Source organism: Paracoccus sediminis (assembly GCF_900188295.1).
In the GTDB taxonomy this organism is placed as follows: domain Bacteria; phylum Pseudomonadota; class Alphaproteobacteria; order Rhodobacterales; family Rhodobacteraceae; genus Paracoccus; species Paracoccus sediminis.
In genome coordinates, this window is record NZ_FZNM01000001.1 from 26,489 (window position 1) to 52,804 (window position 26,316).

24 protein-coding genes and 1 pseudogene are annotated in these 26,316 nt (G+C 62.0%); 6 read left to right on the forward strand and 19 right to left on the reverse strand.

What is annotated here, in order from left to right; all coding sequences use genetic code 11:
- Nucleotides 1-13: 13 nt before the first annotated feature.
- The 15 genes and pseudogenes from CHB77_RS00145 to CHB77_RS00210 all read right to left on the reverse strand — a co-directional run bounded on the left by CHB77_RS00145 (nucleotide 14) and on the right by CHB77_RS00210 (nucleotide 15,326).
- Nucleotides 14-211, reverse strand: coding sequence for a hypothetical protein (locus CHB77_RS00145; protein ID WP_074556146.1), 198 nt, complete (start codon nucleotides 209-211; stop codon nucleotides 14-16).
- A gap of 44 nt (nucleotides 212-255) precedes the next feature.
- Nucleotides 256-471, reverse strand: coding sequence for a DUF7220 family protein (locus CHB77_RS00150; RefSeq protein ID WP_089386159.1), 216 nt, complete (start codon nucleotides 469-471; stop codon nucleotides 256-258).
- The gene (locus CHB77_RS00155; protein WP_089386160.1) at nucleotides 468-1,841 is read right to left on the reverse strand and encodes a site-specific DNA-methyltransferase; all 1,374 of its coding nucleotides are present in this window, start codon (nucleotides 1,839-1,841) and stop codon (nucleotides 468-470) included. Before CHB77_RS00155 ends, CHB77_RS00150 begins: the two co-directional genes overlap by 4 nt.
- Nucleotides 1,838-3,100 (reverse strand): DNA methyltransferase, encoded by a 1,263-nt coding sequence (locus CHB77_RS00160; protein ID WP_089386161.1) that lies wholly within the window; start codon nucleotides 3,098-3,100, stop codon nucleotides 1,838-1,840. The genes CHB77_RS00155 and CHB77_RS00160 overlap by 4 nt, the downstream gene beginning before the upstream one ends.
- A gap of 444 nt (nucleotides 3,101-3,544) precedes the next feature.
- Nucleotides 3,545-4,333, reverse strand: a complete 789-nt coding sequence (locus tag CHB77_RS17910) for a hypothetical protein (RefSeq protein WP_131023299.1) — start codon at nucleotides 4,331-4,333, stop codon at nucleotides 3,545-3,547.
- 437 nt (nucleotides 4,334-4,770) lie between these two features.
- Nucleotides 4,771-7,797, reverse strand: a complete 3,027-nt coding sequence (locus tag CHB77_RS00170) for a type I restriction endonuclease subunit R (RefSeq protein WP_089386163.1) — start codon at nucleotides 7,795-7,797, stop codon at nucleotides 4,771-4,773.
- Between the two features lie 9 nt (nucleotides 7,798-7,806).
- On the reverse strand, nucleotides 7,807-9,111 hold the full coding sequence (locus CHB77_RS00175; RefSeq protein WP_089386164.1) for a restriction endonuclease subunit S: 1,305 nt from the start codon (nucleotides 9,109-9,111) through the stop codon (nucleotides 7,807-7,809).
- A complete protein-coding gene (locus tag CHB77_RS00180; RefSeq protein ID WP_089386165.1) occupies nucleotides 9,111-11,501 on the reverse strand; it encodes a type I restriction-modification system subunit M in 2,391 nt (796 codons plus the stop codon). Before CHB77_RS00180 ends, CHB77_RS00175 begins: the two co-directional genes overlap by 1 nt.
- A 190-nt stretch (nucleotides 11,502-11,691) precedes the next feature.
- Nucleotides 11,692-12,360, reverse strand: coding sequence for a hypothetical protein (locus tag CHB77_RS00185; RefSeq protein WP_089386166.1), 669 nt, complete (start codon nucleotides 12,358-12,360; stop codon nucleotides 11,692-11,694).
- Nucleotides 12,357-12,929 carry a DNA methyltransferase gene (locus CHB77_RS18565; protein WP_242626504.1) on the reverse strand — a complete coding sequence of 191 codons (573 nt, stop codon included), beginning with the start codon at nucleotides 12,927-12,929 and terminating at the stop codon, nucleotides 12,357-12,359. Before CHB77_RS18565 ends, CHB77_RS00185 begins: the two co-directional genes overlap by 4 nt.
- Nucleotides 12,930-12,972: 43 nt before the next feature.
- Nucleotides 12,973-13,440, reverse strand: a pseudogene (locus tag CHB77_RS18570) (DNA cytosine methyltransferase); the annotation flags it as partial.
- A 5-nt stretch (nucleotides 13,441-13,445) separates the two neighbouring features.
- Nucleotides 13,446-14,453, reverse strand: a complete 1,008-nt coding sequence (locus CHB77_RS00195; RefSeq protein WP_089386168.1) for a helix-turn-helix domain-containing protein — start codon at nucleotides 14,451-14,453, stop codon at nucleotides 13,446-13,448.
- Entirely contained in the window at nucleotides 14,450-14,845 is a 396-nt protein-coding gene (locus tag CHB77_RS00200; RefSeq protein ID WP_089386169.1) for a VRR-NUC domain-containing protein, read from the reverse strand. The genes CHB77_RS00195 and CHB77_RS00200 overlap by 4 nt, the downstream gene beginning before the upstream one ends.
- Nucleotides 14,842-15,081 carry a hypothetical protein gene (locus CHB77_RS00205; protein ID WP_089386170.1) on the reverse strand — a complete coding sequence of 80 codons (240 nt, stop codon included), beginning with the start codon at nucleotides 15,079-15,081 and terminating at the stop codon, nucleotides 14,842-14,844. Before CHB77_RS00205 ends, CHB77_RS00200 begins: the two co-directional genes overlap by 4 nt.
- Nucleotides 15,078-15,326 carry a helix-turn-helix transcriptional regulator gene (locus CHB77_RS00210; RefSeq protein ID WP_089386171.1) on the reverse strand — a complete coding sequence of 83 codons (249 nt, stop codon included), beginning with the start codon at nucleotides 15,324-15,326 and terminating at the stop codon, nucleotides 15,078-15,080. Before CHB77_RS00210 ends, CHB77_RS00205 begins: the two co-directional genes overlap by 4 nt.
- 622 nt (nucleotides 15,327-15,948) lie before the next feature.
- On the opposite strand from CHB77_RS00210, the gene CHB77_RS00215 reads away from it, so the two are divergent.
- Nucleotides 15,949-16,551 (forward strand): hypothetical protein, encoded by a 603-nt coding sequence (locus tag CHB77_RS00215; protein ID WP_089386172.1) that lies wholly within the window; start codon nucleotides 15,949-15,951, stop codon nucleotides 16,549-16,551.
- Between the two features lie 3 nt (nucleotides 16,552-16,554).
- On the opposite strand, the gene CHB77_RS00220 is transcribed toward CHB77_RS00215, so the two are convergent.
- Nucleotides 16,555-17,826 (reverse strand): tyrosine-type recombinase/integrase, encoded by a 1,272-nt coding sequence (locus CHB77_RS00220; RefSeq protein ID WP_089386173.1) that lies wholly within the window; start codon nucleotides 17,824-17,826, stop codon nucleotides 16,555-16,557.
- Between the two features lie 308 nt (nucleotides 17,827-18,134).
- On the opposite strand from CHB77_RS00220, the gene CHB77_RS00225 reads away from it, so the two are divergent.
- Nucleotides 18,135-18,731, forward strand: a complete 597-nt coding sequence (locus CHB77_RS00225; protein ID WP_089386174.1) for a hypothetical protein — start codon at nucleotides 18,135-18,137, stop codon at nucleotides 18,729-18,731.
- A gap of 39 nt (nucleotides 18,732-18,770) precedes the next feature.
- Here the strand turns inward: CHB77_RS00225 and CHB77_RS00230 are convergent, their stop codons facing one another.
- Nucleotides 18,771-19,712, reverse strand: a complete 942-nt coding sequence (locus tag CHB77_RS00230) for a lysozyme inhibitor LprI family protein (protein ID WP_089386175.1) — start codon at nucleotides 19,710-19,712, stop codon at nucleotides 18,771-18,773.
- 591 nt (nucleotides 19,713-20,303) lie between these two features.
- Between CHB77_RS00230 and CHB77_RS00235 the strand changes: the two genes are divergently transcribed.
- The 4 genes from CHB77_RS00235 to CHB77_RS18850 all read left to right on the forward strand — a co-directional run bounded on the left by CHB77_RS00235 (nucleotide 20,304) and on the right by CHB77_RS18850 (nucleotide 22,798).
- Entirely contained in the window at nucleotides 20,304-20,630 is a 327-nt protein-coding gene (locus CHB77_RS00235) for a helix-turn-helix domain-containing protein (protein ID WP_089386176.1), read from the forward strand.
- A 112-nt stretch (nucleotides 20,631-20,742) separates the two neighbouring features.
- On the forward strand, nucleotides 20,743-21,648 hold the full coding sequence (locus CHB77_RS00240; protein WP_131023298.1) for a reverse transcriptase family protein: 906 nt from the start codon (nucleotides 20,743-20,745) through the stop codon (nucleotides 21,646-21,648).
- A 628-nt stretch (nucleotides 21,649-22,276) separates the two neighbouring features.
- Nucleotides 22,277-22,669 carry a hypothetical protein gene (locus CHB77_RS17915; protein ID WP_131023297.1) on the forward strand — a complete coding sequence of 131 codons (393 nt, stop codon included), beginning with the start codon at nucleotides 22,277-22,279 and terminating at the stop codon, nucleotides 22,667-22,669.
- A 36-nt stretch (nucleotides 22,670-22,705) separates the two neighbouring features.
- Nucleotides 22,706-22,798 carry a VPLPA-CTERM sorting domain-containing protein gene (locus CHB77_RS18850; protein WP_089386179.1) on the forward strand — a complete coding sequence of 31 codons (93 nt, stop codon included), beginning with the start codon at nucleotides 22,706-22,708 and terminating at the stop codon, nucleotides 22,796-22,798.
- On the opposite strand, the gene CHB77_RS00255 is transcribed toward CHB77_RS18850, so the two are convergent.
- Both CHB77_RS00255 and CHB77_RS00260 read right to left on the reverse strand, forming a co-directional pair.
- The gene (locus CHB77_RS00255; protein WP_089386180.1) at nucleotides 22,795-25,080 is read right to left on the reverse strand and encodes a hypothetical protein; all 2,286 of its coding nucleotides are present in this window, start codon (nucleotides 25,078-25,080) and stop codon (nucleotides 22,795-22,797) included. The genes CHB77_RS18850 and CHB77_RS00255 overlap by 4 nt on opposite strands.
- Nucleotides 25,081-25,082: 2 nt before the next feature.
- The gene (locus tag CHB77_RS00260; RefSeq protein ID WP_131023296.1) at nucleotides 25,083-26,282 is read right to left on the reverse strand and encodes a hypothetical protein; all 1,200 of its coding nucleotides are present in this window, start codon (nucleotides 26,280-26,282) and stop codon (nucleotides 25,083-25,085) included.
- Between the last annotated feature and the right edge of the window lie 34 nt (nucleotides 26,283-26,316).

The window sequence follows — 26,316 nt, forward strand, 5'->3', positions numbered from 1 at the left end:
GGGCGGCGGTTCTTCATTGCCACGACAGAAGATCGCGGGCCGCCGCCTGCAGGATGTCCTGCGCCATCCGTGGCTCGCAAGTGTAGATCCCGCCCGGTTCCGGTTCGCCCACATTGTCCTCGAACCACGCCCGCCCCTCGTCCGAGATCGGACGCAGGACGACGATGGTCCCGTGATCGTTGATTTCGATGTGCTGCCAGCCTTCGGACATGGGACAAGGCTACCAGTCGCGGGCCCGACGCGCCAGCGATCCGGTCAGTCCCGCCGCCAGCGTTCGAACAGCCTGCGCAAGAAATAGCCGCGCAACAGCGATACGCCGGTGAACGCGAGGCCGATGGCCAGCTGATCGCCCAGCGCGATGTGGATGCCGAAGACCGGAAACACCATGATCTGCATTCCGACGGCGAGGGCATAGCCGACGATCACGTTGGTTGCGGCCTCGGCCAGAGACATGCGGCGGGATTGGGTCATGCGCCCTTTCTCGCACGGAGCGCAGGCTTAGTCGCCGCCTCCGCTTCCTTGACCCGGCTGGCTGTCCGCCCTGTCGCAAGTTCCCATCGCCGCACCGCGACGTCACAATAGACCGGGTCCAGTTCCACCGCGATGCAGCGCCGCCCGGTGCGTTCAGCCGCGATCAGTTGGGTGCCGGAGCCGCAGAAGGGTTCGAAAACCAGATCGCCAGGATCCGTGAAGGCCTCCAGCACAGCCTCAACCAGCGCGATGGGAAACACGGCCGGGTGCGATCCGGCGGCGCCCAGCCCGCCCTTGTGGCGCATGATCCGAAAGACGCTGTCCGGAATGCGGTGGCTCTGGATCTCGTTGCCGTAGCCCGTCTTGCGATGGACCGTGCCGTCCGCCCCGCGCAGGCCGCCGCCGCCGAGGGTTTCCCCTGCGTGCTTGCTCTCGACCGTCTTGTTCGGCTTCCGGGGCTGGCGGTTGAAGTGGAAGATGAACTCGTGCGAGGGAGAGAGGCGGCCGTTCCAGTCACCGGGCAGGCCGGGCCCCTGGTCCCAGACATACCAGCCGAAGCGCCGCCAGCCCTGCGCGCGCATCCAGTCAACCCAGCCCTCCCAATAGGGGAGCCATTCGCTGTCGCGATGGACGAGGCCGAGGTTGACCAGCAACTGGGCATCGGCGGTGACCGGTGCTGCGGCGAAGACGCCCTGCATCAGCGCATCCCAATCGCCGACCTTCTCCTTCGCCGCGCCATAGTCGCGCTGCTGGGCGTAGGGCGGGGACGTGAACATCAGCAACGCCTGCCTCCCGTCCATCAGCCGCGCGACCACGGCCGGGTCGGTGGCATCGCCGCAAATCAGCCGGTGATTGCCCAGCGCCCAGATGTCACCGGGTCGGGTGATCGGATCGGGCGGGGCCTCGGGGATATTGTCGGCGGTGTCGTCGTCGATGGGCGCGCGGTCGTCGGCATCGTGCAGCAGCGCGTCCAGTTCGTCCTCGGGGATGCCGATCAGCCCGAGGTCGAAATCCTCGGCCAGCAGCCCGCGCAGTTCTTCAAGCAGCAGCGCCTCGTCCCACCCGCCCAGTTCGGTCAGCTTGTTGTCGGCGATCCGATACGCGCGGCGCTGCGCCTCGGTCAGATGGCCCAGCACGATCACCGGCGCCTCTGCCAGTCCGAGCTGGGTTGCGGCCAGGACGCGGCCATGGCCAGCTATCAACTCGCCATCCGCGGCGACGAGGCAGGGGACCGTCCAGCCGAACTCGGCCATGCTGGCGGCGATCTTCGTGACCTGGTCGGCGTCATGGGTCTTGGCATTCCGGGCGTAGGGCCGGAGACGGGCGAGGGGCCAATGCTCGATCCGGCCGGGCAGGAGGGGCGCGTTCATGCCGCGAGCCTCTTTGCCTTGAGGGCGGCGAAGGTCTCGCCGGTTTCCGCCAGCACCGCCTCTTGGCCGGTGAAGGACTGCCAGCGCTCGATGGCGACATCGACATAGACCGGGTTCAGTTCGACGCCGAGGCATACACGCCCTGTGGTTTCTGCTGCGATCAGCGTCGTACCGGAACCCATGAAGGGCTCGTAGACCGCCTGGCCGGGGCTGGAGTTGTTCAGGATCGGCCGCCGCATGCACTCCACCGGCTTCTGCGTGCCGTGCACCGTGTCGGCATCCTGATCCCGGTTGGCGATCTGCCACAGCGTCGTCTGCTTGCGGTCCCCCGCCCAGTGACCCTTGCCCTTGGCCCGCACCGCATACCAGCAAGGTTCGTGCTGCCAGTGGTAATCGCCCCGGCTGAGGACCAGCCGGTCCTTCGCCCATATGATCTGCGACCGAACGGCGAAGCCCGTGGCTGTCAGGCTGTCCGCCACGGTCGCGGCATGCAGCGCCCCATGCCAGACATAGGCTACGTCGCCGGGGAACAGCGCCCAAGCTTCGCGCCAGTCGGCCCGGTCGTCATTCAGCACCTTGCCGGTGCGTTTGGTCTTGGCAGCGCCCGCCTGGTTGCGCCACGAGGGATCATACTCCACGCCATAGGGCGGATCGGTGACCATCAGCAGGGGGCGCACGGCACCCAGCAGCCGCACGACCACATCGGCAGATGTGCAGTCACCGCAGATCAGCCGGTGCGCACCCAGATGCCACAGGTCACCCGGCACCGACACTGGCGTGACCGGAAGTTCGGGCACATCGTCCTCGCCCTCGACCGGACCATCGTCGCCCAGCGCGTCGGGATCCCGCAGCAGCGCGTCAAGCTCATCGTCGCTGATGCCAAGCAGCGTCAGGTCGAAATCCTCGGCCAGCAGCCTCGCGATCTCGTCGCGCAGCAGGGCTTCGTCCCATTCGCCGAGCTCCGTCAGCTTGTTGTCGGCGATCCGGTAGGCCCGGCGCTCGGCCTCGTCGAGATGGCTGAGCCGGATCACCGGCACCTCGGTCAGCCCGAGCATGGTCGCGGCCAGCACCCGGCCATGGCCCGCGATCAGTTCGCCATCGTCGGCCACCATGCAGGGGACGGTCCAGCCGAACTTGGCCATGCTGGCCGCGATCTTCGCCACCTGGTCGTCGCCGTGCATCTTGGCATTGCGGGCATAGGGGCGCAGCCGGGCAATCGGCCAGGACTCTACCTGGCTCGGCGCGAAGACGAGGTCCATGGGATGGGGCTCAGGATGTGGGGGATGGGAAATGAAAAGCGCCCGCGAGGGGGTTCCTCCGGGCGCAATTCTTCGATGATCAAGGGGTAGGTCAATGGGGGCAGGTCTGTCAACCCGAAAAGTGAAGCCGATTCAACGGCTTCTAATGAATTGGCTTCCCGGGGTGGCTTCCGCCCACCTGGCTTCCCCGGAGGTGGCTTCCCTGGCTTCCCGCCGGGAATCCACCCCGGCCAGCTCCCGACTCCGCAAGCCGCTGATCTGACTCACGAATTCCGGCATCAGGTCGCAAGGTGGCTTCCGCCTGGCTTCCCCGGTGAAACTGCCTCACGCTAGCGAACCGCCGCGCTGCGCCCCCCCGCATACATTCGGGGCCGGGGAGGAACCAGAGGGAGGGGGCAAGAGGAATACGTTGCGGGCGTGCCATGCAGGATGGCACCCTATGGTCTACGACAGGCGTTTGGCAGCGTAGGCGTCATGTATGAAGCCGATTGTTCTAAGTAAGCGGCGATAGAATTCATCAAGGATTTTTGGCAAGTCATAATTTATCTTGAGATCTCGGCCATAGAAATTTGTACGATTCTTGAACGTGTCAAATCGACCATCAGTCATGTCTGGAATCAGAACAAACCTTTCAACCAATCGCGCTCTTTTGAAGTTTTCGTAAACGCGGGCGCTAATGTCCAAGTGGCCGTCATGAACAATTCGATCTCTGATTGAGGATATCATCCAAATCAGTTCATCCTTCACAAATAAGGTGCCTTCTTTTCCGTTAATCCGAAGTTCCTTCTTGTCGATGTATTGCTTTGATGCGCCGCGCAATTTTACAATCTTTGAAAAATCCGCACCGGTGCATTCAGCTTCTAGTGCTAGTTTTACGGCATAATCGAGCATGCTTCTAAGGCGAACAAAGGTCGTTTCAAGATGTGCATGCAAGAGGGCAGTGGCTGCAGAAACTGAAGAGCGAAATCCAACTCTCTCATTCGGAGAATAGATATAGAAAACACTGTCATTGAGAATTCCATAAAATTCTCCAACCACCTGACTTATTTGCGCGCTTGTTCTTTGCAGATTAGTGAGCAGGCCCTGTACATCTTGCAAGTACAGGAACTTGTGAAGCACGGCATCTGGTTGGGATCTGGCCAGAAGCTGTTCGAATCTCTGCTTCGTGACGCGGCTTTCTGGTTCAATACCAGCCATATGAACCCAGTCGGGGATCCGATCATGGTAGATCATGAACTCGACATCAGATACAATTGATCGTCGTATGTGCCCATGCGTTGCAACGCAGAGCTCATCGAAATCAACGTCGACACTCGTATCTGTTCGACGCCAGTATCCTTGAATGTCTTTGAAAAAGGCGGAAGTAAACTCGGGCTGGATAGCTCGGGACGGACGTCCATTGAGATTTTTGATTGGCTTGTCGTCTTCGAGTGAGACTGGCCATCCAGAAATTTTTTTTGGGCTTGTAGCCGTTTGAATGGAGATCTTCGAATAGCCTCGCCGTAGATCTGACTTTCTTGGCATTACAAATGGGGATCACTTTGGTTTTGTTTCTGGTTATGCCATCCTCGCCCAAGATCGGCAGGCCCGTGGTGGCTGATGATGAGCGCGGCGCTTTTCGTTTTTGGGCGAGTATCAGTGTATCCTTGTGTGGGCATGATTTCTCCGCCCTACACCGAATTGGTCATCAGTACCTTTGCGATACTCTGACTCCACGCGGTCTTGAACGCAGGATCTGAGGCGAAGAGCCTGTAAAGCTCCAGTTCTTCCTTTCTACGCTTCAGCATTACTTCCTGCAGCATTTTTTCAAGGGCCAGGCCGCGGTTATATGGGTCACTATTCGCTTCGTACTTTTCAGTGTAGTCGGGGTGCGACCGTATACTGTTCACGACGTTGATAAACTTGACCCGTTGTTCCTCCGGTGTGGCGCTCCATCCCTGAAACCATCGTTCGTTGAAGGACCGAATGATCTCGTCGAGGGGGTCTTTCTCGGGTTCACCATCCCGATAGCCCCGCGGATTGGGGTTCTGGGGTTCGAGTTCGGTTGGGGATGCGTCGAGACCGATCGTGTGGTTCAGTTTGGTCCGCTCCAGGCCATAAGAGGATAGGTCGACGGCCTCCAGCAACTCGTCCAACATGTCCTGGTCCGGATCCTTGATCTTCAGCTTTGGCACCAGGAACTTCAGGAACCAGAAGAGCTTCTCCCATTCCAGAACCTCGAACGGCATGATCGACGCCATCTGGCCATAGATCTTGACGAACTGCCGCGCCTTGATCTTGACGTCGATCTTGTCCTTCTCGGCTAGTTCCAGTTGCTGGTTGAACCGATCGGCCGCCACGTCGATCAACGGGCTGAGCGTCTGAGCATCCTCACCCGCGAAGTAGCGCGTGACGAACTCTTCGACCTCCTGCCATTCGTATACGCCGACCTGGTCAAGCGGTCCCTTCAGCTCGTGAAGGACATTCACATCCGTTGCGGATGAAAGGGTGGTGACAGTGTAGAAGGGGTCGAAGGCCGCCTTGATGTCGGTCACGTCGTTGAAAAAGTCCAGGATGAACAGGTCCTCGGTCCGTTTGCCGAGTTTCGGTGCCGAACGGTTCAGCCGTGACAGCGCCTGCACGGCGAGGACGTACTGCAGCTTTTTGTCCACATACATCGTGGTCAGTTTCGGCTGGTCGAAACCGGTCAGATACTTGTTGGCCACCACCAACAGCCGGTAGTCATCCTCGTCGAACCTGTCCCGCGTGTCGGCTTCGGGAAAGCCGTTCATCTCGGCCTCGGTGTAGGTCACCCCGTCCACGACCTTCTCGCCCGAGAATGCGATCAGCGCCTTGAATGGGTTGCCCCGCTCCGCCAGCAACTTGGTCACGGCCTTGTAATAGCGGATGGCCGCCTCGATGTTTTGGGTGACGATCATCCCCTTGGCCTTGCCGCGCAGCTTCTTCGGCGTCACCACATGTTCGATGAAATGGTCGAGCATGATCTCGGCCTTGGTGTTGATCGTCTGCTGGCTGCGCTCGACATAGGCGCGCAGCTTCTTCTGCGCCTTCTTCGTGTCGAACAGGGGGTTGTCGGCAATCGACTTCTGGATCTCGTAATAGCTCTTATAGGTCGTGTAGTTCGCCAAAACGTTGAGGATGAAGCCTTCCTCGATCGCCTGCTTCATGCTGTAGAGATGGAAGGGCTTGAAGCTGCCATCCGCCTGGCGCTCGCCGAACTTTTCCAGCGTCGTGTTCTTGGGCGTCGCGGTGAAGGCGAAATACGAGGCGTTGCCCCGCATCTTGCGCGACTGCATCGCCGCGAGGATGCGGTCCTGCGGGTCATCCTCGTCCGGGTCCTGATCGCCCGCACCCATCGCGCGGTTCATGTTGTCATGCGCGCTGCCGCTCTGGCCGCTGTGGGCCTCGTCGATGATCACCGCGAACCGCTTGTCACTCAGGTCGGCGATCCCCTCGATGATGAAGGGGAACTTCTGGATCGTGGTGATGATGATCTTCTTGCCGTTCTCCAGCGCCGATTTCAGATCGGCCGACCGCAGCGCCGGGGCGACGATGTTCTTGACCTCGGAGAAGTCCTTGATGTTCTCCCGCAGCTGCTTGTCCAGAAGCCGCCGGTCGGTCACCACGATCACGCTGTCGAACAGCGGCTGGTCCAGCCCCTTGGCGCCCGGAATGCCCAACTTGGCCGGATAGGTCTCGATCAGCTGATAGGCCGTCCAGGTGATCGAGTTCGACTTGCCCGAACCCGCCGAGTGCTGGATCAGATAGCTGTGCCCCACGCCAGTCGTGGCCGCATGGGCCAGCAATCGGCGCACCACCTCCAGCTGGTGATAGCGCGGGAAGATCATCGACTTCTTGGCCAGCGGGTCAGTCGCCTTGCCCTCCAGCAGCACGAAATGCTGGATGATCCCCGCAAGGCTTTCCTTGGTGAAAACCTCTTCCCACAGATAGGCGGTCTTGTGACCATTGGGGTTGGGCGGGTTGCCTTCGCCCTGTTCATGGCCCTTGTTGAAGGGCAGGAAGAATGTCGCGGGCCCGGCCAGTTTCGTGGTCATGAACACCTCGTCGGTGTCCACCGCCATATGCACCAGCGCGCGACCGAACTGCAGCAGGGGCTGGGTGGCGTCGCGGCCGTCGCGATACTGCTTTTGCCCGTGATAGCGGGCGGTCTGGCCTGTCCAGGCGTTCTTCAACTCGATGGTGATCAGCGGCAGCCCGTTGAGGAAGAGGACCATGTCGATCTCTTCGCCCGGGTTGGTCTGCGAATAGCGGACCTGCCGGGTCACGCTGAAGATATTGGCGGCGAAGTTTTCTTGCACCTTGGTGGCCGAGCTGGCCAGCGGCGCGGGATACATCAGCGCAAAGAAGGCGTCATCGACGGCAAGGCCCTTCTTCAGCAGATGCAGCACGCCGTTCTTCTTGATCAGCCGGTCGAAGCGTTCAAGGATCTTGCGCTGCCAGTCGGCAGGATTGCGGTCCTTCAGCTTGGCCAGCTCCTTGCCTTGGGTGGTTTCCAGAAACTCCCAGAACAGCCGGGTGTCGAGTGCGTATTCGGCGTCGAAATCGGCGGGCAGGCCAAGGCGGAATGGGCCGTGGCCTTCGGGGGCGGGGTGGCCGGCCAGTTCCTCGGTTGTCAGGCCCGTCAGGTGCCGCTGGATCGCCTGTTCCAGTGCCACTTCCTTGGTGTTGCTGACCATGATCCCCCCTTACGCCACCTTGATCTTGCCCGTGACCGCCGCGTTGATCAGGCTGGTCTTGTATTCTTTGAGTGCGGCGATCTGGTCTTCTTTAAATGATATGGCCCGATCATATTCGCCATTAAGCCCTTCGAGATGCTCTGTCAGGGCTTGTCGCTCTTCCGGTGGCGGAATCGGAACAGATATCGAATTGAGATTTGAGGTTGTAAGCTGGTTGATTGTCGCGGTCAGAAACGATCCAGCGAGCATCCGGAAAATCTCGCTATTGAGGATCTGAAAGATGTATCGGTTCATTTCAGATCGAAACACAGTGGTGAACGCACCAAAGCTCGCACCGGTGTCATCGTGTGTCGCTAACGCACATTTCCCGATGAGGTCACGACTTCCGTTCCGAGAGCAAATTAGGATGTCATTCGCGCGTATTCTGAGTTTTTCGGGAATGCGCATTCGGACATAGGCGTTGAGTCCGTCCCCGTAGACAAACTTGCCGCTCTTCAGGTTCGATGACCGCAAAACGAGAGTGCCCTCATCCTCGTCACAGAGGTCTTTGGGATCATAAGTCAGGCCAATCACAGCATTTCCAAGATGCTTGAGCCGCTTCACTTCCCAATGCGCGGGGATTTGGCCGATCCAGTCTATACGGCTGTCCTTCATGGGGGCGGAGGGGTTCAGGCCGCGGGTCACGGCCTGTTGGATCAGGATCTGCCGCCGCTCGCGCAACAGCGCGATCTGCTCTTCCTTGATCCGCACCGCCTCGTCCACCTTGGCGCATTTCTCATCCAGAAACGCCGCGATGGCGCGTTGTTCCTCGGGTGAGGGGATGGGCAGGCGCAGGTATTTGAAGTCGTCATAGGACAAGTTCTGCCGCAGCCCTGAGCCCAGAGCGTAGAAAACCTTCTTCACGTCGTAGGAATGCAGCAGGTAATGCAGGAACGCCGGGTCAATCTCGGCCTTAGGTCGAAGGTTGATGTAGGCCGACGTGATGATGCCAGTATCACGCGCCAACCCCGTGCGCAGGCTTGTCATATCGTTTTGCAGATCGGTGCCGCGAATGATTATGTCGCCGGGCTGGACGATCTGGTAGGTCTCGAAGCTTTCCGGCACCAGTCCGGTCAGCTTGTCCTCGTCTTTCACGATCACCCGGCCATAGCTCAGGGAAAGCACGGTGCTTTCCTTCATGCCGGTGTTCTTGTCCTTGTTTTCATACAGACACTGGCGGCCCGGTTCGACGCGCCAGTCTGCGGGCACTTCGCCGATCCACTCGACACCGCTCTCCTTGTAGTTGTCATAGGTCGGCCAGGCGGCGAGCGTCATCACACCGCCTCCGACAGATCGGCGGGCTTCACACCCAGAATATCGGCGATCAGGCCATCGGCCTTTTGCTCCAGCGCCAGAATGTCCCGCGTCACGTCATCCAGGCTGCGCAGCGGCTTGTGGCGGTAGAAATACTTGTTGAAGCTGATCTCGTAGCCGATCTTGACCGTGTCGAGGTTGATCCAGGCCTCGGGCACATGCGGCTTTACCTCGGCCTTGAAATAGCGGTGGATGCTGTCTTTCAGGGCCACCGCCTCGCTGTCGCGCAGGTCGGTGCTGGGGGCGTAGGTCAGGTAACTGCCATCCGGCTGGGCATAAAGGCCGAAGTCGCCCAACTCGTCGATGCCACAGCCAAGCCGCTCTGCCACCGCCTCCAGCTCTGCCTTGGAATAGCGCTGGATGCTGTCGATCACCTTTTCCGCGTCATCGGCATACCAGCTGACGGCGTTCAGGATCGCGTTCTTCTCGGTGGCGGTCAGCTTGATCTTGCGGGCCTTCAGCACCTTGCCGACGTGATCGCGGAAGGCGTTGAAATCCGCCGTCTCTTCGGTGCCTACGGCCTCCATCAGCTGATGGCCGACCCCGATCAGATCGCGCTGGCGCAGCCAGAGCGAGGTGTCGACCAGTTTGCCACGCTGCTTGGCGTTCAGCGCGATCTCCTGCTCCTCGCACCAGGCCTGGATCGCCTTGGCCTGGGCCTTCAGGAAGCCGGGTTCATAGACCTTGTCGCCATGTTCGGCCCACAGATGCTCCATCGGTTCGCGAAGGGATTTGTCGAAGCGCAGAGGTTCCAGCCGTTCGCGCGTGATGCGCGCGCGGCGGCGGTCGGGGCGTTCGATGGTGACCTTGTGATAGCCGAAATCGGTGTTGTCGAAGATTTGCACCGCAATGCCGGTGGGATCGCCGTTCGCGTCAAGCTGCCGTTCGACCGGCTGGAAGGCCATGTAGGCGGCGATGATGTCGTCGATATGTTCCGGGGCGAATTCGCAGTTCTTGTCGCCAAGGTTCTTGCGCAGCTTGCGGAACATCAGGTTGGCGTCGATCAGCTGCACCCGGCCGCGCCGCCCCTCGGGCTTGGCGTTGGTCAGAAGCCAGATGTAGGTGGTGATGCCAGTGTTGTAGAACAGGTTGTTCGGCAGCTGGATGATGGTGTCCAGCATGTCGTTTTCGATGATGAAGCGGCGGATGTTGGATTCGCCGCTGCCCGCGTCACCGGTGAACAGGCTGGAGCCGTTGTGGACGGAGGCGATGCGCGAGCCGATGGGGCTGTTGGCGATGGGCTTCATCTTGCCCACCATCTCCATCAGGAACAGAAGCTGGCCGTCGCTGGAGCGCGGTGTTGCGTCGACGGTTTCCGTCTTGCCCCAATAATCGGTCAGTTCCACCTGGAAGCGCGGGTCGATGACGTCGTTGCCATCCTTGATGTGCTTCAGGTCGCTCTTCCAGCTCTTGCCGTAGGGCGGGTTCGACAGCATGAAGTCGAAGCGATGGCCCGAAAATTCGTCGGTGGACAGCGTCGAGCCGACCTTGATGTTCTCGGGGTTGTTGCCCTTGATCATCATGTCGGATTTGCAGATGGCATAGGTCTCGTCGTTGATTTCCTTGCCATAAAGGTAGACGTCGCCCTTGGCCGCGATGGGGCCTTCGGGTTCCTTGATGTAGTTCTGGGCCTCGGTCAGCATCCCGCCGCTGCCGCAGGCGGGGTCGTAGATTGTCATCACCGGCGGCAACTGGCCGCTGATCGGGTCGAAGATGAGGTGGGTCATCAGATGGATGACCTCACGCGGGGTGAAATGCTCCCCGGCTTCTTCGTTGTTTTCCTCGTTGAACTTGCGGATCAGCTCTTCGAAGACATAGCCCATGCCGAGGTTTGACAGACCGGGCATCATGTTGCCGTCCGGGTCTTCGGCGTCGTGGGGCGTCAGGTTGATGTAAGGCGAAATGAACTTTTCGAGGACGTCGAGCAGGACCTGCTTGTTCGCCATGTGCCGCATCTGCTCGAGCAGCTTGAAGCGGGCGATGATCTCTTTGACGTTGTCGCTGAAGCCGCCGAGATATTCCTCGACGTTGGCCAGCAGGATCTGCTGGTTGTTCGTGGCCGTGGCGTAGAGCTGTTTAAGCGTCCACTTGCTGGTGTTGTAAAACACGTATCCCGAAGCAGCGGTCAGCGGGGCATCATCGAGCTCTGTCGCCTTCATCTCTTCGCGCTGGAAGCGGACTTCCTCCAGGACGGCCGCCTTGGTGGGTTCCAGCAGCGTGTCGAGGCGCCGTAATACGACCATCGGCAGGATAACGTCACGGTACTTGCCGCGCACATAGACGTCGCGCAGGCAATCGTCAGCAATGGACCAGATGAAAGAGATGAGCTTGTTGTGGGCGGCCTGGTTCATGGTTCTACACTGCTGTCCTTACTTTGGCGCCGGAACGGTCAGTGTCGGAAATATCTTCAGAAAACCGAGCCCTTGCAGCGCATAGCTATGTGGCACCCTAGTTCGCATCTGGTGGCCCCGCAACGTCCTACGGTGTTCGGGCGAAAGCAAATCTGCCATCGGTTGAAACTTCGCCGCACGAGATGCCAAATCATTTACAGGAAATCCAAGGCCGCGCCTTCGGCATCGCCACCGTCACCTCGACCTCCCGCAGCATCCCGCCCGCGATCAGCCCCTCGCGGACCCAGCCCAGCGCGTGCCACCAGTCCTCATAACTCCGCCTGGCGGCCTCAATCTGGTGCGGGTGGGGGGAGAAGGTGACCGGGCAGGCTAGGATGTCGATGGTCTTCCAAGTGGCGCGAGCGCCCGGGCCGCGCACGCGGATGCGTTCGGTACCTACGACGATGGCGCCCGCATGTGTGCCATGCTGGTTCTGTTTCACGATGGTCGGCACGCAGCGCGGCACAGCGCCGGGCATCCAGTCCGGGGTCAGCCCGGCGCGGGCCAGTTCGGCGACGCGGATCGCCATGCGCTTGCCGCCGAGGCTGTCGGGGATCCCGGCGACGGTGGCGGCGATCACCTCGGCGTCCTCGTGGGTGTAGCCGCCGATTTTGTGCTGGCCGCCGTCGATCTTGCAGCCCAGCACGGCGCGCTGGAGGAGGACGTATTCCAGGCCGAAGCCGAAACCTTCCTCGGTGACGTCCGGGGGCAGGGGCAGTTCCAGCTGCGCCTGTTCGATCCGGAACGCCCATTCCAGCGCGGCCTGCACGCCCAGCGCGCGTTTGATCCTGGTGCCGCTGACGCGGCCGTGGAAGCTCATGGCTTCAATCCTTCAAGGAAATCCATCTGCGCCGGGCGCTGGGCCGCATCCGTCGGCCGCCAGATCCACGGGCCCGAGGCCATGGGCAGCTGCGAGAGAGCGCCACGCATGTGCCGCTGCCAGAGGGTGAACTCCATTTCCGAGCAGGCGCAGAGCGCGTGCCCGATAGGCCAGCCCATCAGCCATCCGACGAAGAGCGGGTTCAGCCGCCGCCGCGACCTGCCCTTCAGGATCCGCCGCGAGACGACGCGCCCATGCGAGGCAATCATCGAAGCCCAGAGCGGGCGCGAGATCGGGGCGTGCGGCGAGGACCGCGGCCCATCCGGCGAAATCGCCGGGGCCGGGCGGGTGAAGCCCTGCTCCGCCCGGTAGTGCAGCAGGTCCATCCGGGATTTGCCGTCGCTGCGGGTGATGCTGGCCTCGCTCGACCCCTTCCAGTTCTGGGCGGCCGGTGTCGGCCAGTGGTTCGGTAGGGCCGTCGCGATGCCCAGCGCCAGCGCTTCTGCCTTCCGGGTAAAGTCGCTGTTCCCGGCCGGGTTGTAGCGGCCGGTGCCGGGGTGCAGGCTCATCGGTGTGGGCCAGGATGAAGATACGCAGCCGCTCGTGCGGCGCGCCGACCTCTGCCGCCGAGAACAGGCCCGCCGCAGGCATGTAGCCCAATCCCCAAAGCTCTCGCAGGACGGTCTCGAGGCCGAGGGTGACGTGCCCGGCGACGTTTTCGAGGAAGACCCATTCGGGGCGGCACTCGCCGATAACGCGGGCGACATCGGGCCAGAGGTGGCGGGGATCGTCGGCGCCGCCGCGTTTCCCGGCCGCGCTGAAGGGTTGGCAGGGATAGCCTGCGAGGACGGCATCGAAGGCCCCGCGGAAGGGGCGGGCATCGAAGCTGCGCAGGTCGGTCCAGATCGGGGCCGGGGCGAAGTATTCGGCGTGCTGGGCCGCGATGAGGACGGCGCGCGGCCAGTCCTCCCATTCGACGAAGGCGCGGGTGTGATAGCCGGGCTCGGCGAGCATGAGGCCCAGATCAAGGCCTCCGCCGCCTGCGCAGAGGGAGAGTCCGTGCCGGGGACGTGACACCATGCCATTCACCGCACCCCGCGCTCGCGCAGGCGTTGGGCCGTGACCAGCCCCCGGGCCAGCATGGCATCGCGCATGGTGTTGCTGATCGCGCTGACTGGCAGGTAGCGGTCGGAGTTGACGAGTTCGGCGTAGAAGGCGGGCAGGTCGGTGATCGGCTTTGCCGCCGACGCGGGGGCCGCTTTCGGCTTTCGGCGCTTCCGCCCGGCATCCTCGGCCTTGCGCTGGGCGGCGCGCTGCATCGCCCGGTCCAGCGCCTTCGGACCATCGGGCGGTTTGGGGTGTTCCTGGCGGCTGGCCTCGGCCGCGGCGATGATCTCCGCCTCGGTCAGCCCCAGCTCATCGCGCCAGCGCTGCACGTGCAACCGGGGCGGCCAGCCTTGCCACCAGCCGGGCAGGGCGGCGGGGTCGAGGCCGAGTGCCGCGAGCAGGTCCCCGAAAACCTCATCGGAAATTGCCTCGCGCGCTTGCGCGCCCTCCTCCTCCTTTACTGGTTTACTTAGAGGTTCCCTTACAGGGTTAGTGTCCGAAATCCGGACACGGCTTTCGGCATTTTCCGGACACGGCTCGGCCGAAAAATCGGACACGGGACTCGCCTCATCCCCGTGTCCGAAATCCGGACACGGCAAGGCATCGGCCATGGCGTCATCGTCACAAACATCGGTACTGTCGCGGCTTTCTACGCCCTGATCCTGTCCGTGTCCGGTTTCCGGACACGGCACCACAGCCACAGGTGCGAAGCCCGGCTCAAACCCCAGGATGTAGCGGGTGGGCAGCTGGCGCTTGGTCACAGGGTCCAGCCGCGGCACCCGCCGCAGCAGACCCACGGCCTCCAGCTGGCCAAGGTGATCGTTCAGCGTTGATCGGCTGATCTCGCAGTCATGCGCCAGCCGGTCCTGTGAGGGGAAGCAGCCGTAGTCGGGGTTGAACCGGTCGCAGAGGTGCCAGAGCACGATCTTGGTCGTCGGCTTCAATCCGCGCTGCTTGATGGCCCAGTTGGTGGCCTCGTGACTCATGGCGCGGGCCTCCGCGGGGCAGGAGCGATACGCGTGGTGAAGCCTTGATCGGCCAGCGCGCCCAGCGCATCGTCGAGACTGCGCACCAGCGCCCAGCCGAACCCATGCGCCCGCACCGCATCGCGGAACGCCTCCTGTTCCGGCCGCAATCGCCCCTTCGGAGCCTTCAGTTCGAGGAACAGGACGCGGCCGTCGCAGAGCACCATCAGATCGGCGAACCCGGCATGGACGCCCATGCCGACAAGGATCGCCTGGCGCTTCGCCCCGCGGGGCCCGGCCTCGGTCACCTCGTTGGCGCAGTGGTGGATGATGGCGCTGCGGGGCAGGGCGATGCGCAGCGTCTGCACCACGGCACGCTGCAGGTCGGCCTCGGGGGTGCCGCGGCGTTTCATCGCACGGCCCTCCCCTGGTCTTCGCGCTGGGCGCGCCGCACCGGCCGCCGCGCATCAACCACCACCAGAAGGCGCTGGGCATCAGCACGTTCGTCCGGGGTCTCGCCATGTTGGACCAGCACGTTGCAGGCGAGCCGGATCAGGAGATCGCTGTGATGTGCGACATCGGCGAGGACGGCGCGGGCCTCGGCCACGCGGTCGGCGGGCCAGGCGGAACTGCGGGGGTGGATCGTCATGGCCGCCCCCGCGTCTTGCGCACCGGGTGAGCCTGTTCCTGCGCCCTGATCCACTCCTGGATGGCGGCGCGGCGATAGAAGATCTTTCGACCTATGCGTGTGCAGGGCGGACCCTGACGGCGGGCTTCCCACCGCGACAAAGTGTCTGTGGTCAAATCCAGTGCGCGGGCAAGCTGCTCGCGGCTGATCCAGTCGGCCAAAAGGTCAGGGACCTCCTCCACTGGGTCGTTTTGCATGTCCTTCATCGGCTGCTCCGTTCGCCTCGCGCCCCTCTGCCGGGGGCGGTTTCAGCGAAGCAGAGCGTGAGGACCGGAAGACAGGCGGAAGGTGGAACTGGCCGCTATCTCCCAATTCCACCCCTTGTTTTATTGGACTTTCAGCGGATAGCGCGCGACGCGACAGGCGTTGCCGCAGCCTTCGCAGGGCATTCCAAGCGCCGCTTCCTGGCGACGATCCGCGCTTCGTCGACACCGCTCCGACAGCTTGGGGCTGATTGGGCGGCGCTGAGGCGGTTTCGCCGGTTTCGCAGGGACCGGAATTGCCGGAATGGACCATTCCGGTCGGGTTCCGACGGTTCTGGATGATATCCACAAGTTCTTTCTTTGTTCCGGTGCGCCAGTGCAGGATTCTGGTTGATCGTTCGCCTTCAGGATGCGTAGATTCGTGGTTGAGCAGAACATAAGAATCGACAAGGCAACCGAAGCCAGGTGCCGCCCCTCTTGGGGTGGGGTGCCCAATTACAGGCAGTTTTCCTCGACGACGTGGGCTGCAGCCAGTCCACCCGCGTGCTTGGCACGGCGGGTTTTTGTAACCCGCAGTCCGACGGCCCTGGCCGAAGGATGCCGTATGTCTGAGAGGAGTTCGTTCATGCCTTTGCCGCCCGTCGCCTTCTATTCCATCTACGAAATTGCCGTGCGCTGGGGCTGTCCCCCGGCCGATGTCGCGGGCTGGGCGGCAGAGGGCCAGCTGAAGGTCGTCGCAGGCATTCCGCCCGTCAGATGTGGGGATGAAGTCGTGGGGGGCTTGGTCGAGGTGCCCATCGCGGAACTGATGTGCATGTTCAGGCGGTTCGGGCCGAGCGACGATATCGGCCGATTGAGGCGCGTTCTCAAACCCGGCAGCGCGACCTGGGCGCACGTGACCGAACCTTCGGATGGTCTGCCGATCCGCTCGTCAGACCTGCTGGTGGCGTCGGGGTCGTTGCTGCAATTCGAGGAAGAACGCGACCTATTGCGCCGCCCGGCCTCCACCATCGGCGCCAGTCCGCGGTACGATTGGGATTCCATGTACGCGTGGCTGACCGTTTTCCTGTTCGAAAAGGGGGTGCCCGACACCCAGACCGCGCTGGTTGCGCTGGTGCAGGACTGGTTCGTCCAGAATTCGAAGTCGGGGGAAGTGCCGGATGAAAGCACCATCCGCAAGCGGCTGACCTCCCTCTGGCGCAAGCTGCGTGGCGAGGAAACGGTGTGAAGGTCAGGCCGATTTCGGCAAGTCGGTTCCGTCCTGCGCTGCGTCATGCACAAGGCGGGGCCGCGGGCGCAGGAGACTGGCCACCGTATCGACGCCTGCGCGCAAGGGGGAATCCATCAGGTGCGCATAACGCTGGGTGGTCTGCATCTGGCTGTGGCCCAAGAGCTTGCCGATCATTTCCAGCGATGCGCCGCCGCTGACAAGCAGGGAGGCGAAGGTGTGGCGCAGGTCGTGGATGCGGACGTCGGCCAGCCCGGCGTCCTTCTGTGCCTTGGCCCAGAAACGGCGGATTTCACGCACCGGCTGGCCAACCGTCTCGCCGGGGAAGAGCCACGGATTGCCGCTCGGCACCGCCCGCAGGCGCAGGCGCACGATGGCTGCGACGTCCTGCGAGATCGGCACACGGTGGATCTTGCGCTGCTTGGTGGTCGAGGCGGGTTTCGACCAGATGGCATAGTCGAGGTTGAACTGTTCGAACCGCGCGGTCCTGACCTCGCCCACCCGCGCGCCGGTCAACATGCACATGCGGATGATCGCCGCGGCGCGCTGATCCTCGGCTGTATCCAGCACGACCGCCAGCCGGGTCAGTTCTTCGGGCGACAGGAACCGTTCGCGGGCATGTTCAATGCGCCGATGGAACCCCTGCGCGGGGTTGTCCGTCCGCCATTCCCATTCCACCGCCAGCGTGAACATCTTGCGCAGCACCTCGCCCATGCGGTTGGCCCGGATTGGGGTTGGCTTGTGACCCTGCAGCTTTCGGGCGCGGTTGTTGGGCTTTGCCTTGCAGGGGCGGGGGCGGCCCTCTGCCACGAAATCGAGGAACTTCGCGACGTCGGACTTGGTGATCTCCGTCACCAGCCGGTTGCCCCAGGCCGGTTCGACCATCTTCTTCAGCATCGAGAGCTGGTCGCCTGCATTGGTCTTGGCCAGTTTTGGCAGGTGTTCAGCGATGTAACGGTCGATCATGTCGGTGATGCGCGGGGCCCCGCGCCACTCGTCGCGCGCCGCCAGAGGATCCTGCCCTTCGTCGATGGCGCGGCGCAGTTCCTTGGCGCGTTCGCGCGCGGCCGTGACACTCCATTCCGGCCAGCGCCCGATGGTCATCCGCCGCTGCCGCCCTGCGTGCCGGTAGTCGATGGTGAACGTGCGCGCGCCCGAGGCCTGAACCCGGGCGGCGAAGCCGATCACTTCCGTGTCGAAGATCTGATAGCTGACGCCGGGCTTGGGTTCCGCCTCGCGCAGGGTTTTTTCATTGAGTTTCAGTCTCTTGACCATGCATCCCGCCTCCTTGCCCGACGACACAGGCGTAGACCCGCGCCACTATCAAGTCGGACCACGGGGCCGGGACCGGAATACAGGCGGAAGGTGGAATTGAACGCTGGCGGCCAATTCCGGACAATGAAAACAGGGAGTTGGCCGTGCAAGCCCAGCGCGCCGGGTGGCCTGAGATGGGGAATCTTACTGGCATTTGCATCGACCGTTTGATCGAACCCCGCGCATGGGGTAGGCGAACTCGCGGCCTTCGAGCCCAGCGATTAAGTGATACCGCCAGCGGACCGCATAATGACGGAGTAGGATACAAAATGCTTCAACCGACCGAGGCCCCCGGCCAGCTATTCGTGATCGTCATCGACGAGACATATGGAGGGGACGAGGACACTTGGGAATTCGAGAGCGAACGGTATCGGCGTGATTTGGAGCGGGCGTTTGGAACAACTTTCCAAGAGGCGAACGTTGGGCCCGGCGCCGACATCCCAGCCTTTCTCACTGATCTGATCAACGCCAGAGTCCCACTCTGGAGCGCCGCGTTGGTTGTGTTCTTCGCGGGCAAGTCCATTAAGGATAGCTTCGAGGCTTGGATTGAGATGGCCCGCGCCGTCCGAAGCTTCTTCGATCGCCCTGTGATTTTGGCACGGCACGGCGCAGCGGTCCTCGCCATCGAAGCGGCGCTTGCCGAGATGAATGGTATCCCAAAAACAATCCGACTGGTTCGCTACCGGGCCGGGCATCTGGCTGAGGATACGTCGCTCCTTGATGCAAACCTAGGCAACGGAATTGAAGACAGTCCACCTACCCTGAACCTTGGGTACGTGGTGCATCTCTTCGAGATGGAGGTCGACGGCGTGCTTCTCCGCGTGAGCGTCGACGGCAGGCGGGCTACGGTCGCGCGGGTTTCCTGAGCTTTGGTCAGGCCGCCCCGGGTCACCTAAGCATGCTCGTCAGTCCATCCAGCCCTCGATGACGCCCTTCAGCTGAATGATGCGATCCTGCACCAATGCGGATCTCTCTCCAGCCCAAACGAGCGGATACATAGAGCCACCCTCAACCTGCGAAGCGATCAGGGCGGCATGCTGGTCGGCAAAGTCGGACCAAGCCGCGTGAGCATCGCGAAGCATGGAGGCGTCCATGCCAGGAAGAGCCGCAACCCGTTCCAATAGCGCGTTCAGTTCCTCCTCCTCGCCGCGCAGTTTGTCGCCAGCGGCGACATTCATCGCAGTCTGCGTTCGAGGTACTGAGCCATGGAGAACCTCGACAACGGCCCAATCCACCCCGTCGACGAACGTTCGGGCGGCATCAATGAAGGCTGTAAGGTCTGAAAGGTCGAATACGGGATCAGCGGGTAGTTCATGTGTTAGGACGTGGCGAACTTCGAAAAGGCGTGAGAGAGCCACCATCATCGCATTGTAGTTGGTGACGATGGGAGGAAGTGGCCAATCGTCCGACTCCTCTGACCAGCGCGGATGCGCCGCTTTGAGTTTGTGCGCGAAGCCGGGGATCAAGGTGTCCAAGATGGCCAAGATCCCATCAATCCCGTTTAGGGAAACGGAGTGAGCGATGAAGTCGCCGATCGTCAGCTCGCGCCGATTCACGTGTGCGGCGAAGGTCAGATCGATCTTCGCGCCTTTGACGAGTTTTTCCGCGCGTTGGAAGGTGGCTTCGTCGCCATCGACCAGCTCGGCGATCACCTCACGGAGGAAGACTTCAAGGATCGTCACCAATCGGATCGGCACGAACTGAAGGTGCATAGGCGCCAATCCCGCAATGGTACTGACCTCGGCTCTAAGCGCATCGATTTGTGCAGCGAGTTCCTGTCCGAGGCGACGATGTTCCCCGCGTCGGGCGTTCCATTCGATGATCTGCTGATAGGGCGAGCGGTGCATTGTTTCTGCGACATACTTTCTGATCTAATGGCTGATACTTGTCACTCGTTGCGGCAGGCTTCAAGGACGGTTGGCTATTCGCGCCGCTGACGGACATGGTGCTTGGTTGGCCGCACGTTAGCATAAATGGATTATCACCATTGGTGATTATCTATTTGACTGCATGCGTCGAATCGTTCATGATGGCGTGGTGAAGATTGTTCATCCGAGGAGCAGAACCCGTCTTGAGTTGGGGCCGTGAGCCCTGTGGAGGCCGATGGTCTCCGTCTCAATCCCGTAGCTGGCAGGGACCGCGGACGAGCGCCGCACCCGCTGGGCACGGGTGCGGCATGTTCGAGGTAAAACGTCGCTGAACTGACCTTCTTCCCGATGGGCACCGGCACTTTCGCCGGTGGGTAAGAAGGAGACTTTCAGGATGGACAGGAAAAATCGTCACCAGCGGCGGCGCCGCCGGTCTGGCAGGAACCAAGGGTGGCTCTGGCGAGTCGTCGTTCTGCTGGGCCAGGCAACATACTACGTTGTTCGTTTTTGGTTCTGGTTTTCGGACCGAGAGTGAGCGGCGACCTCGAAAATAGCCGATTGGAGGGAACGATGTCTGATGTGAAGCGACCGATGATCAACGACGCCCTTCGCCTGATCCGCCTATACCATGGGTTTTCGCAAGCAGAACTTGCCGAAGAGATTGGACTGTCGCAATCAATGATCTCGGAGATCGAGCGCAATGCCAAGCCAGTCTCGATCGAGGTTCTTGAGCGATACAGCCAAAAGCTCGGGGTGCGGATGTCGCAGCTCATGTTCTTTGCCGAGGAGTTGGAAGGCGAGCCCGTGCAGAAGCGCGGTAAGCTGATCGTCGCGAACCGCGTGTTGAAGCTCCTAGAGTCCTTTTCCCCTAGGGAGCCTGCTGGTGCGGCACAGTAGGAAGCCGCACCCGTACGAGATTTATGGTCTCGAGAGGTCTCCGTTTGCCCAGCGCCCTACCCAACGGGAGGTCGCCGATCTTCTGGGCGAAACCAAAGCTGACCTTATCCGCTTGGCCAATTACAAAGACCAGTTCATCGTGCGCCGCCGGGAAAACATAGGCGGCAAGGATCGGGATCTCGCATATCCGGTGTCGCGGCTTCGTGGCGTGCATGAACGCCTCAAGTTCCATCTCAACAAGGTCCAACAGCCCAGCTATCTCTTTAGCCCGCGTAAGAAGCGGAGCCAGCGGGACAACGCGGCACTGCATCTCGACCAGGATCAGTACCTGACGATGGACGTAAAGCAATTTTATCCGTCAACGACGGAGGAAATGGTGTATCGCTGGTTTGTAGACGAACTCGGGCTGTTCGAGGATGTTGCCGGTCTGCTCACTCGTCTGAGTACCATTGATGGCAAGGCATCCTTCGGCTCGCCGCTCACACCTGTGCTCTGCACCCTTGTCCATCGTCCTTTGTTCGACCGCATCTCCGATATCTGCGGCCATCGAGGACTGCGCCATTCTCTTTGGGTCGACGACTTGACGATTTCTGGAAAATTTGTGCCTGGACAGGTTGTTACGAGCATCCGGGAAGTTATTCGACAGCGCGGTCTACGCTCGCACAAAATCCGATATCGCACGGGTAACCGACCAGTCATGATAACTGGGATCGGCGTCGTCGGCCGGGATCTTCTCGCGCCCAATTCGCTCAACCTCCGCATTAAGCAGTATTGGCAGGATCTGCATGATGCGATGACGGCAGAGGAACGGGCCTCATGCGCCCAACGCCTCCTCAGCCAGCTCGGAACCGTCCGGCATATCGTCGGAACGAAGTCTAACGTGGGGCAGCGAGCGTCCGACCAGATGAACATGCTCAAGCAGAAGCGAGACAAATGGATAAGTGAGGCGAGCCAAGAAGCGTCGAAAAAGAGCGCCGATGAGGCCGCGCCGATGGAGCATGAAGACATACCGTTCTGATCCGGGCGTGGGCTAAGGTTTTTTTGAGCGCGACTGTGTCAGTGCCATCCGGTCGAAGATTGCGTCGGCGGTTACCTGCACCTAGCTGACTCTTAGGTAAGACGTGGCAAAAGGCGTTAACCTCTCCTCGCATCGAGTTCGGTGCCAGGTTTGTGGCCTTCGCTCGTCGGAAGGTAATCTGCTTGGCTTGTCAACGTCTGGTCAACCCTTGAATTCAGTTTCACCGCGTTCGCTTCCGTTGAAATGAGTTGATTTCCGCCGAGTGTCGGTCAGTACCTCAACGAATTCAAAGGCATGCTGTGTAAGTGATTGATTTGATTCACTTTACAGGATCGGCGTGGTTGCGGCTCATAACCTGAAGGCCGCAGGTTCAAATCCTGCCCCCGCAACCAAAATTACCACGCGATAACGGTGACTTACAAGCCGCCCCTCCGGGCGGCTTTTTGCTGTGCAGATTTTAACTCAACACCAACTCAACAAAACCGGTGTAGCGTGACACGAATTTTTGCAGGGCGTGACACGAATATTTGCAGCATCTGAATTTTGTCCGAGACTTCCGCGTCCTGACGATTCCATGATCCCGACTGACAGCCGAGGCGCTGTCGATTCGTAGTAATCGGGGGTTCTCATGGTTCTTAAAACAGGCTTTTCAGCAGCACTTGTAGCGGTTGCGTCAATCGGGTTTGGATCGGCTTCAAACGCGGCCATCCTGTGGACATTCGACGGGACAGTTGTCGATGCAGGCCTCTACTGCGCGTTTCCGGACCCAGACGAAGAATGTCAGCCCGACGAAATGCCGATATTCAATTACGCTCTCGGAGAGACGGGCGTCGCGACCGCGCGTATCCGGGCCGGGGTTGTCACTTTGAACTTCAACGGCTCCGAGCTTTTCAGTGGCGAGGTTGAGCGAATTGGAAACCGCTATAGCAGCTGGATAGATCGCAACCCCTTTGCAGTGCATCTCCTCGAATGGAACGATCGTTCGGGGTTTCTTTATTATGAGAACGACGACGTCCCGTAATTCGAGCGGTTTCAACTGCAGCTGGACAATGTCACCATGTCCCCGATCCCCCTCCCCGCCTCCGCAGCCCTTCTGCCCCTGGGCCTGGGCGCCCTCGCGCTGGTGCGAAGGCGCCGCCGTTCGGCTTAGACCGCAAGCGGCTCCAGGCAGCCCCGCGAGGGGTTCGGGCCACGCAGGCGGCCCAGCAGATCGCGGGGCAACCTGGGCCATTGGTCCGCATCCTGATAGGCCCCGCTTCCGGGCGCAGGGCGGTAGAGCTGCACCATGCCGCCCGGCAGTCCGTTGACCGGGTTGTATTTCGGAAGGCTGGTCATCGGGACAGTGCGATGGTCGAACCCGAAATCCAGGCTGGTTCCCGCAGGCCAGGTCGCGCCGCTGGTGTTGGTGATCGTGATGGCGCTTGCACCGAACGACACCGCGATCTGGCTTGAAACCGCGGTGTAGATGGCCCCTGTGGACGCGGCCTCCTCGCTCGCCGCGTCACTGCCGCCGAACCGGATCCAGTGGTCCCTGTGGCGGGACGGATCGGCGGTGAACATGGCCCGCGCATAGGACGCCGCTTGCCATCCCGCAGGCTGATTGAGGTCGGCATAGGGAATCGTGACCGTTCCCCCAGGGGCGACGGCCGCAGGCAGCCCGGCAGGCCATGTCCCGCGCGCCACGCCGATCTTGTAGCCGCGGTCGACGGGCGCCCAAAGCGCCTCCAGGTCGAACGGCCCGTCGCTGGTCAAACCATCCGCCCTGTTTGGGGTATGGACCACGTTGTTGGCGAAGGTGGCCCGTTTGAAATACACGCCGCCGTCTGCGCCCCCGATCGGAACATAGGCCCCGCTGTAATGGGCGTCGGACACCAGATTGACCACGGTGCAATGCAGGATCGCCACGGCGCTTTCGAGCGAATCCCGATCCAGATCGGGCACCCCTTTCATGCCGATGCTCGATCCGGGCAGCCAGGGGGCATCGGACGCGATATCCGGCCGGATGACCAGGCAGTTTTCGAGCGCCACGCCCCCGTTGCTGTCATTTCCAAACACCCCTCCCTTCCGCGATGCGGGGACGATGATGCTTTCCGACATCCGCCCGTTCAGGGCGCGCTGGGTCGAGGGCGCCCCGCCGATGGCATTGCCCCAGGCGACGCTGCCCTCGATATAGCTGCGGGACACCAGAATCCGGCTGATGGTGTCGTTCTGGTGAATGCGCAGCACCGGCTGCGGGCTGGGCGGCAGGACGGCCCCGTTGCCCGACCATTGCCCTTTGCCATGCCCGGAAAAGGATTCGACGATCATCAGGGCGTTTCGTTGGGATCGCAGCGCCGTGTGATCGTTGCGCATCCCGCGTTCGCCCAGGGATTTTCCGACGCCGTTCATCAGCGCATCCGCGCTGTGAATGCCCTCGCACCCGATAATCAGGAAATGGGACCGATTCCCCGCCGAGGCGTAATAGCCGAAGTTCTGGAAGTTCCTGGCGGAACAGTTCTGGGCCACGAGATAGGACGGCCGCGAGTCCGACGCGCTGTAGGTGTCGTATCCGTTCCCCACGCCGTCCGCCAGGCAGTTCCTGACCGCGAGCCAGCCCGTCACCCAGATCGAGAACGCGGCCGGCAGGGACGCGACGTTGCCCGCCGCGGTGCTTTCGATCGTGCTGTCCCAGGTGCTGCGCACATCGAGGTTTTCCAGGAAGGTGTATTCGACACCCTTTCCCGCCTCGCCGACGACCCGCATGAACGCCACCGCCGATGGGGCGACATTGATGATCGCCCGTGCGGATCCCCCATAGGTGCCGACCGTGAAGCGCCCCATGTTCCAGGCGTTCTGGTTGGCCGCCTCGCTTTGCAAGCGAAAGCCCTCGCTTTCGAACGCCTCTCCCGCCCGGCACAGGATCCGGTGATTGCTGCCCGAGGTCATCGCATAATTCATCGCCGCGTCGAAGGACGCGAAGCGATGGTCCACGTTGTGCGCAGGCGCCCCGGTCCAGGTGCCGCTCGTGCTCACGATCAGGGGAATATACCCGGCGGGATAGGGATTGACCGTGAAGGTGATCGAGGCATAGGCGGTGCGCCCCCAGTAATCCGTGACCGCCACCAGGACCGTATGGGTGCCGGGATCATAGATCCGGCAGACGTGCTGATCCCGCGCCCTATTGGCGTCTCGATGCGCGGGCAGCAGGCGTTCCGGCACATCGAAGGTCGCGCCCGGCATCCCCATGTCCCATTCGCAATGCATCTCGCGAAACGCGGGATCGTAGGTGATGCCGGTGCGCTTCTTGGTGTGCGAAAAGTTCGCCGGGACCGCCTTGAGAATGATAGGTTCCGGCCCCCCATAGGCGAGATTTGCCGGATCGTGGGGGCGGGTGATCTCGATGGCCACACTCGGGGCGGACAGGCGTTTGACGGCTGCGGTGATGCTGCCCATGATTATTGCTCCACGATTTCAAAGAGCGCCGAGACCCAGGAGGTATCGACGGGATAGGTGGCGTTGATCGCGCCCGTGGCGGTGGGACCGTTCTCGAACACGCCATCCGCCAGGGACAGCCAGCCGCCGGCGTTCTGGTCGGTCCCGAACACGCTGCGCTCGCGCCATGCCTGGATCTGCTTGTTGGACAGCTGGCTGATCTGCCGCACGGCGTTGTCCGTGCGCTCGCCGATCACCGCCAGGATCCGGCCGCGCGCTGCCGCGGCGGTGTTCGCCGTGGGGATCGTCAGAACCGTGCCGGTGCCTTTGACCGTGTTTGCAGCTTCCGTGCGGTTGCCCAGATGCCGCAGGACCAGCGACGCGCTGCCCGCGGGGCGATAGACGGCCATCGTCAGCAGGCCCGTGTTCCACGAATCGGGAAGCCGCAATCCCGCCTCGGCCGCGCCGGCCGCGGTCCGGTGGAACACCTCGACCACGGCATCGCCCGTGGCGGCGCCCTGCGCATATCGGCCTTGCTTCGTCCATCCTGCGGGCGCCGGGCTGGCAGCGTCGGCGCCCCGCGTGAGCAGGACGCCGACCGCCAAATCGCCCGCCTGATGCCCTGCGGGCCATTCGGCCGTCAGGTTGCCGATGCCCCAGACAGACTGTCCCATGCCGACAAAGCGGGGCGCCAGGGGATCATCGCCGATCAGGACATTTTCGCGGATGATGTTGCTGACATTGCCCGCCGCGTCGATCACGCCATAGGCGATGCGGTTGCCCAGATCGGTATCGAAGGTGAGGGTCACAGACCCATCGCCCGCAGGCACCGCCACGGATCCGGTCTCGATGACCGGCCCGGACCAGCTGCCGTCGCTGTTCAACGTCGGCTGACCGTCCTCGCCCCAATAGATCGCCCAGCGCAGTGTCCCGCCTTCGGTGATCGAGAAGGACATCGCGCCCGTGTCGATGTCGTAATCCTCCTCGCTGATGATCGGGGCCGCGGTGTCAGTCTGGCCCTGATCCGATGCAGCCACGCTGACCGAGGCGGTCCGGGCGCGGGCGGTATAGCCGCTACGGGTGCCGGTGACGGTGAACGACAGCTCGGTCCGTCCCGTCAGCGCGGCCGTGGTGACGATCTGATCGCCACTGATTTGCACAAGGCCTGCGTCGTCGCCGCCCAGCGTCAGGGCGGTGGCGTCCGTGCTGATGGTTGCTGCCACGGTGCCGACCGGCGACGACTGGGTTACGGCAGAC

Coding starts and splice junctions, on each gene's coding strand:
- CHB77_RS00145 (WP_074556146.1), bottom strand. CDS start 211: ATGTCCGAAGGCTGGCAGCACATCGAAATCAACGATCACGGGACCATC.
- CHB77_RS00150 (WP_089386159.1), bottom strand. CDS start 471: ATGACCCAATCCCGCCGCATGTCTCTGGCCGAGGCCGCAACCAACGTG.
- CHB77_RS00155 (WP_089386160.1), bottom strand. CDS start 1,841: ATGAACGCGCCCCTCCTGCCCGGCCGGATCGAGCATTGGCCCCTCGCC.
- CHB77_RS00160 (WP_089386161.1), bottom strand. CDS start 3,100: ATGGACCTCGTCTTCGCGCCGAGCCAGGTAGAGTCCTGGCCGATTGCC.
- CHB77_RS17910 (WP_131023299.1), bottom strand. CDS start 4,333: ATGATCTACCATGATCGGATCCCCGACTGGGTTCATATGGCTGGTATT.
- CHB77_RS00170 (WP_089386163.1), bottom strand. CDS start 7,797: ATGGTCAGCAACACCAAGGAAGTGGCACTGGAACAGGCGATCCAGCGG.
- CHB77_RS00175 (WP_089386164.1), bottom strand. CDS start 9,111: ATGACGCTCGCCGCCTGGCCGACCTATGACAACTACAAGGAGAGCGGT.
- CHB77_RS00180 (WP_089386165.1), bottom strand. CDS start 11,501: ATGAACCAGGCCGCCCACAACAAGCTCATCTCTTTCATCTGGTCCATT.
- CHB77_RS00185 (WP_089386166.1), bottom strand. CDS start 12,360: ATGAGCTTCCACGGCCGCGTCAGCGGCACCAGGATCAAACGCGCGCTG.
- CHB77_RS18565 (WP_242626504.1), bottom strand. CDS start 12,929: ATGAGCCTGCACCCCGGCACCGGCCGCTACAACCCGGCCGGGAACAGC.
- CHB77_RS00195 (WP_089386168.1), bottom strand. CDS start 14,453: ATGAGTCACGAGGCCACCAACTGGGCCATCAAGCAGCGCGGATTGAAG.
- CHB77_RS00200 (WP_089386169.1), bottom strand. CDS start 14,845: ATGAAACGCCGCGGCACCCCCGAGGCCGACCTGCAGCGTGCCGTGGTG.
- CHB77_RS00205 (WP_089386170.1), bottom strand. CDS start 15,081: ATGACGATCCACCCCCGCAGTTCCGCCTGGCCCGCCGACCGCGTGGCC.
- CHB77_RS00210 (WP_089386171.1), bottom strand. CDS start 15,326: ATGAAGGACATGCAAAACGACCCAGTGGAGGAGGTCCCTGACCTTTTG.
- CHB77_RS00215 (WP_089386172.1), top strand. CDS start 15,949: ATGCCTTTGCCGCCCGTCGCCTTCTATTCCATCTACGAAATTGCCGTG.
- CHB77_RS00220 (WP_089386173.1), bottom strand. CDS start 17,826: ATGGTCAAGAGACTGAAACTCAATGAAAAAACCCTGCGCGAGGCGGAA.
- CHB77_RS00225 (WP_089386174.1), top strand. CDS start 18,135: ATGCTTCAACCGACCGAGGCCCCCGGCCAGCTATTCGTGATCGTCATC.
- CHB77_RS00230 (WP_089386175.1), bottom strand. CDS start 19,712: ATGCACCGCTCGCCCTATCAGCAGATCATCGAATGGAACGCCCGACGC.
- CHB77_RS00235 (WP_089386176.1), top strand. CDS start 20,304: ATGTCTGATGTGAAGCGACCGATGATCAACGACGCCCTTCGCCTGATC.
- CHB77_RS17915 (WP_131023297.1), top strand. CDS start 22,277: ATGGTTCTTAAAACAGGCTTTTCAGCAGCACTTGTAGCGGTTGCGTCA.
- CHB77_RS18850 (WP_089386179.1), top strand. CDS start 22,706: ATGTCCCCGATCCCCCTCCCCGCCTCCGCAGCCCTTCTGCCCCTGGGC.
- CHB77_RS00255 (WP_089386180.1), bottom strand. CDS start 25,080: ATGGGCAGCATCACCGCAGCCGTCAAACGCCTGTCCGCCCCGAGTGTG.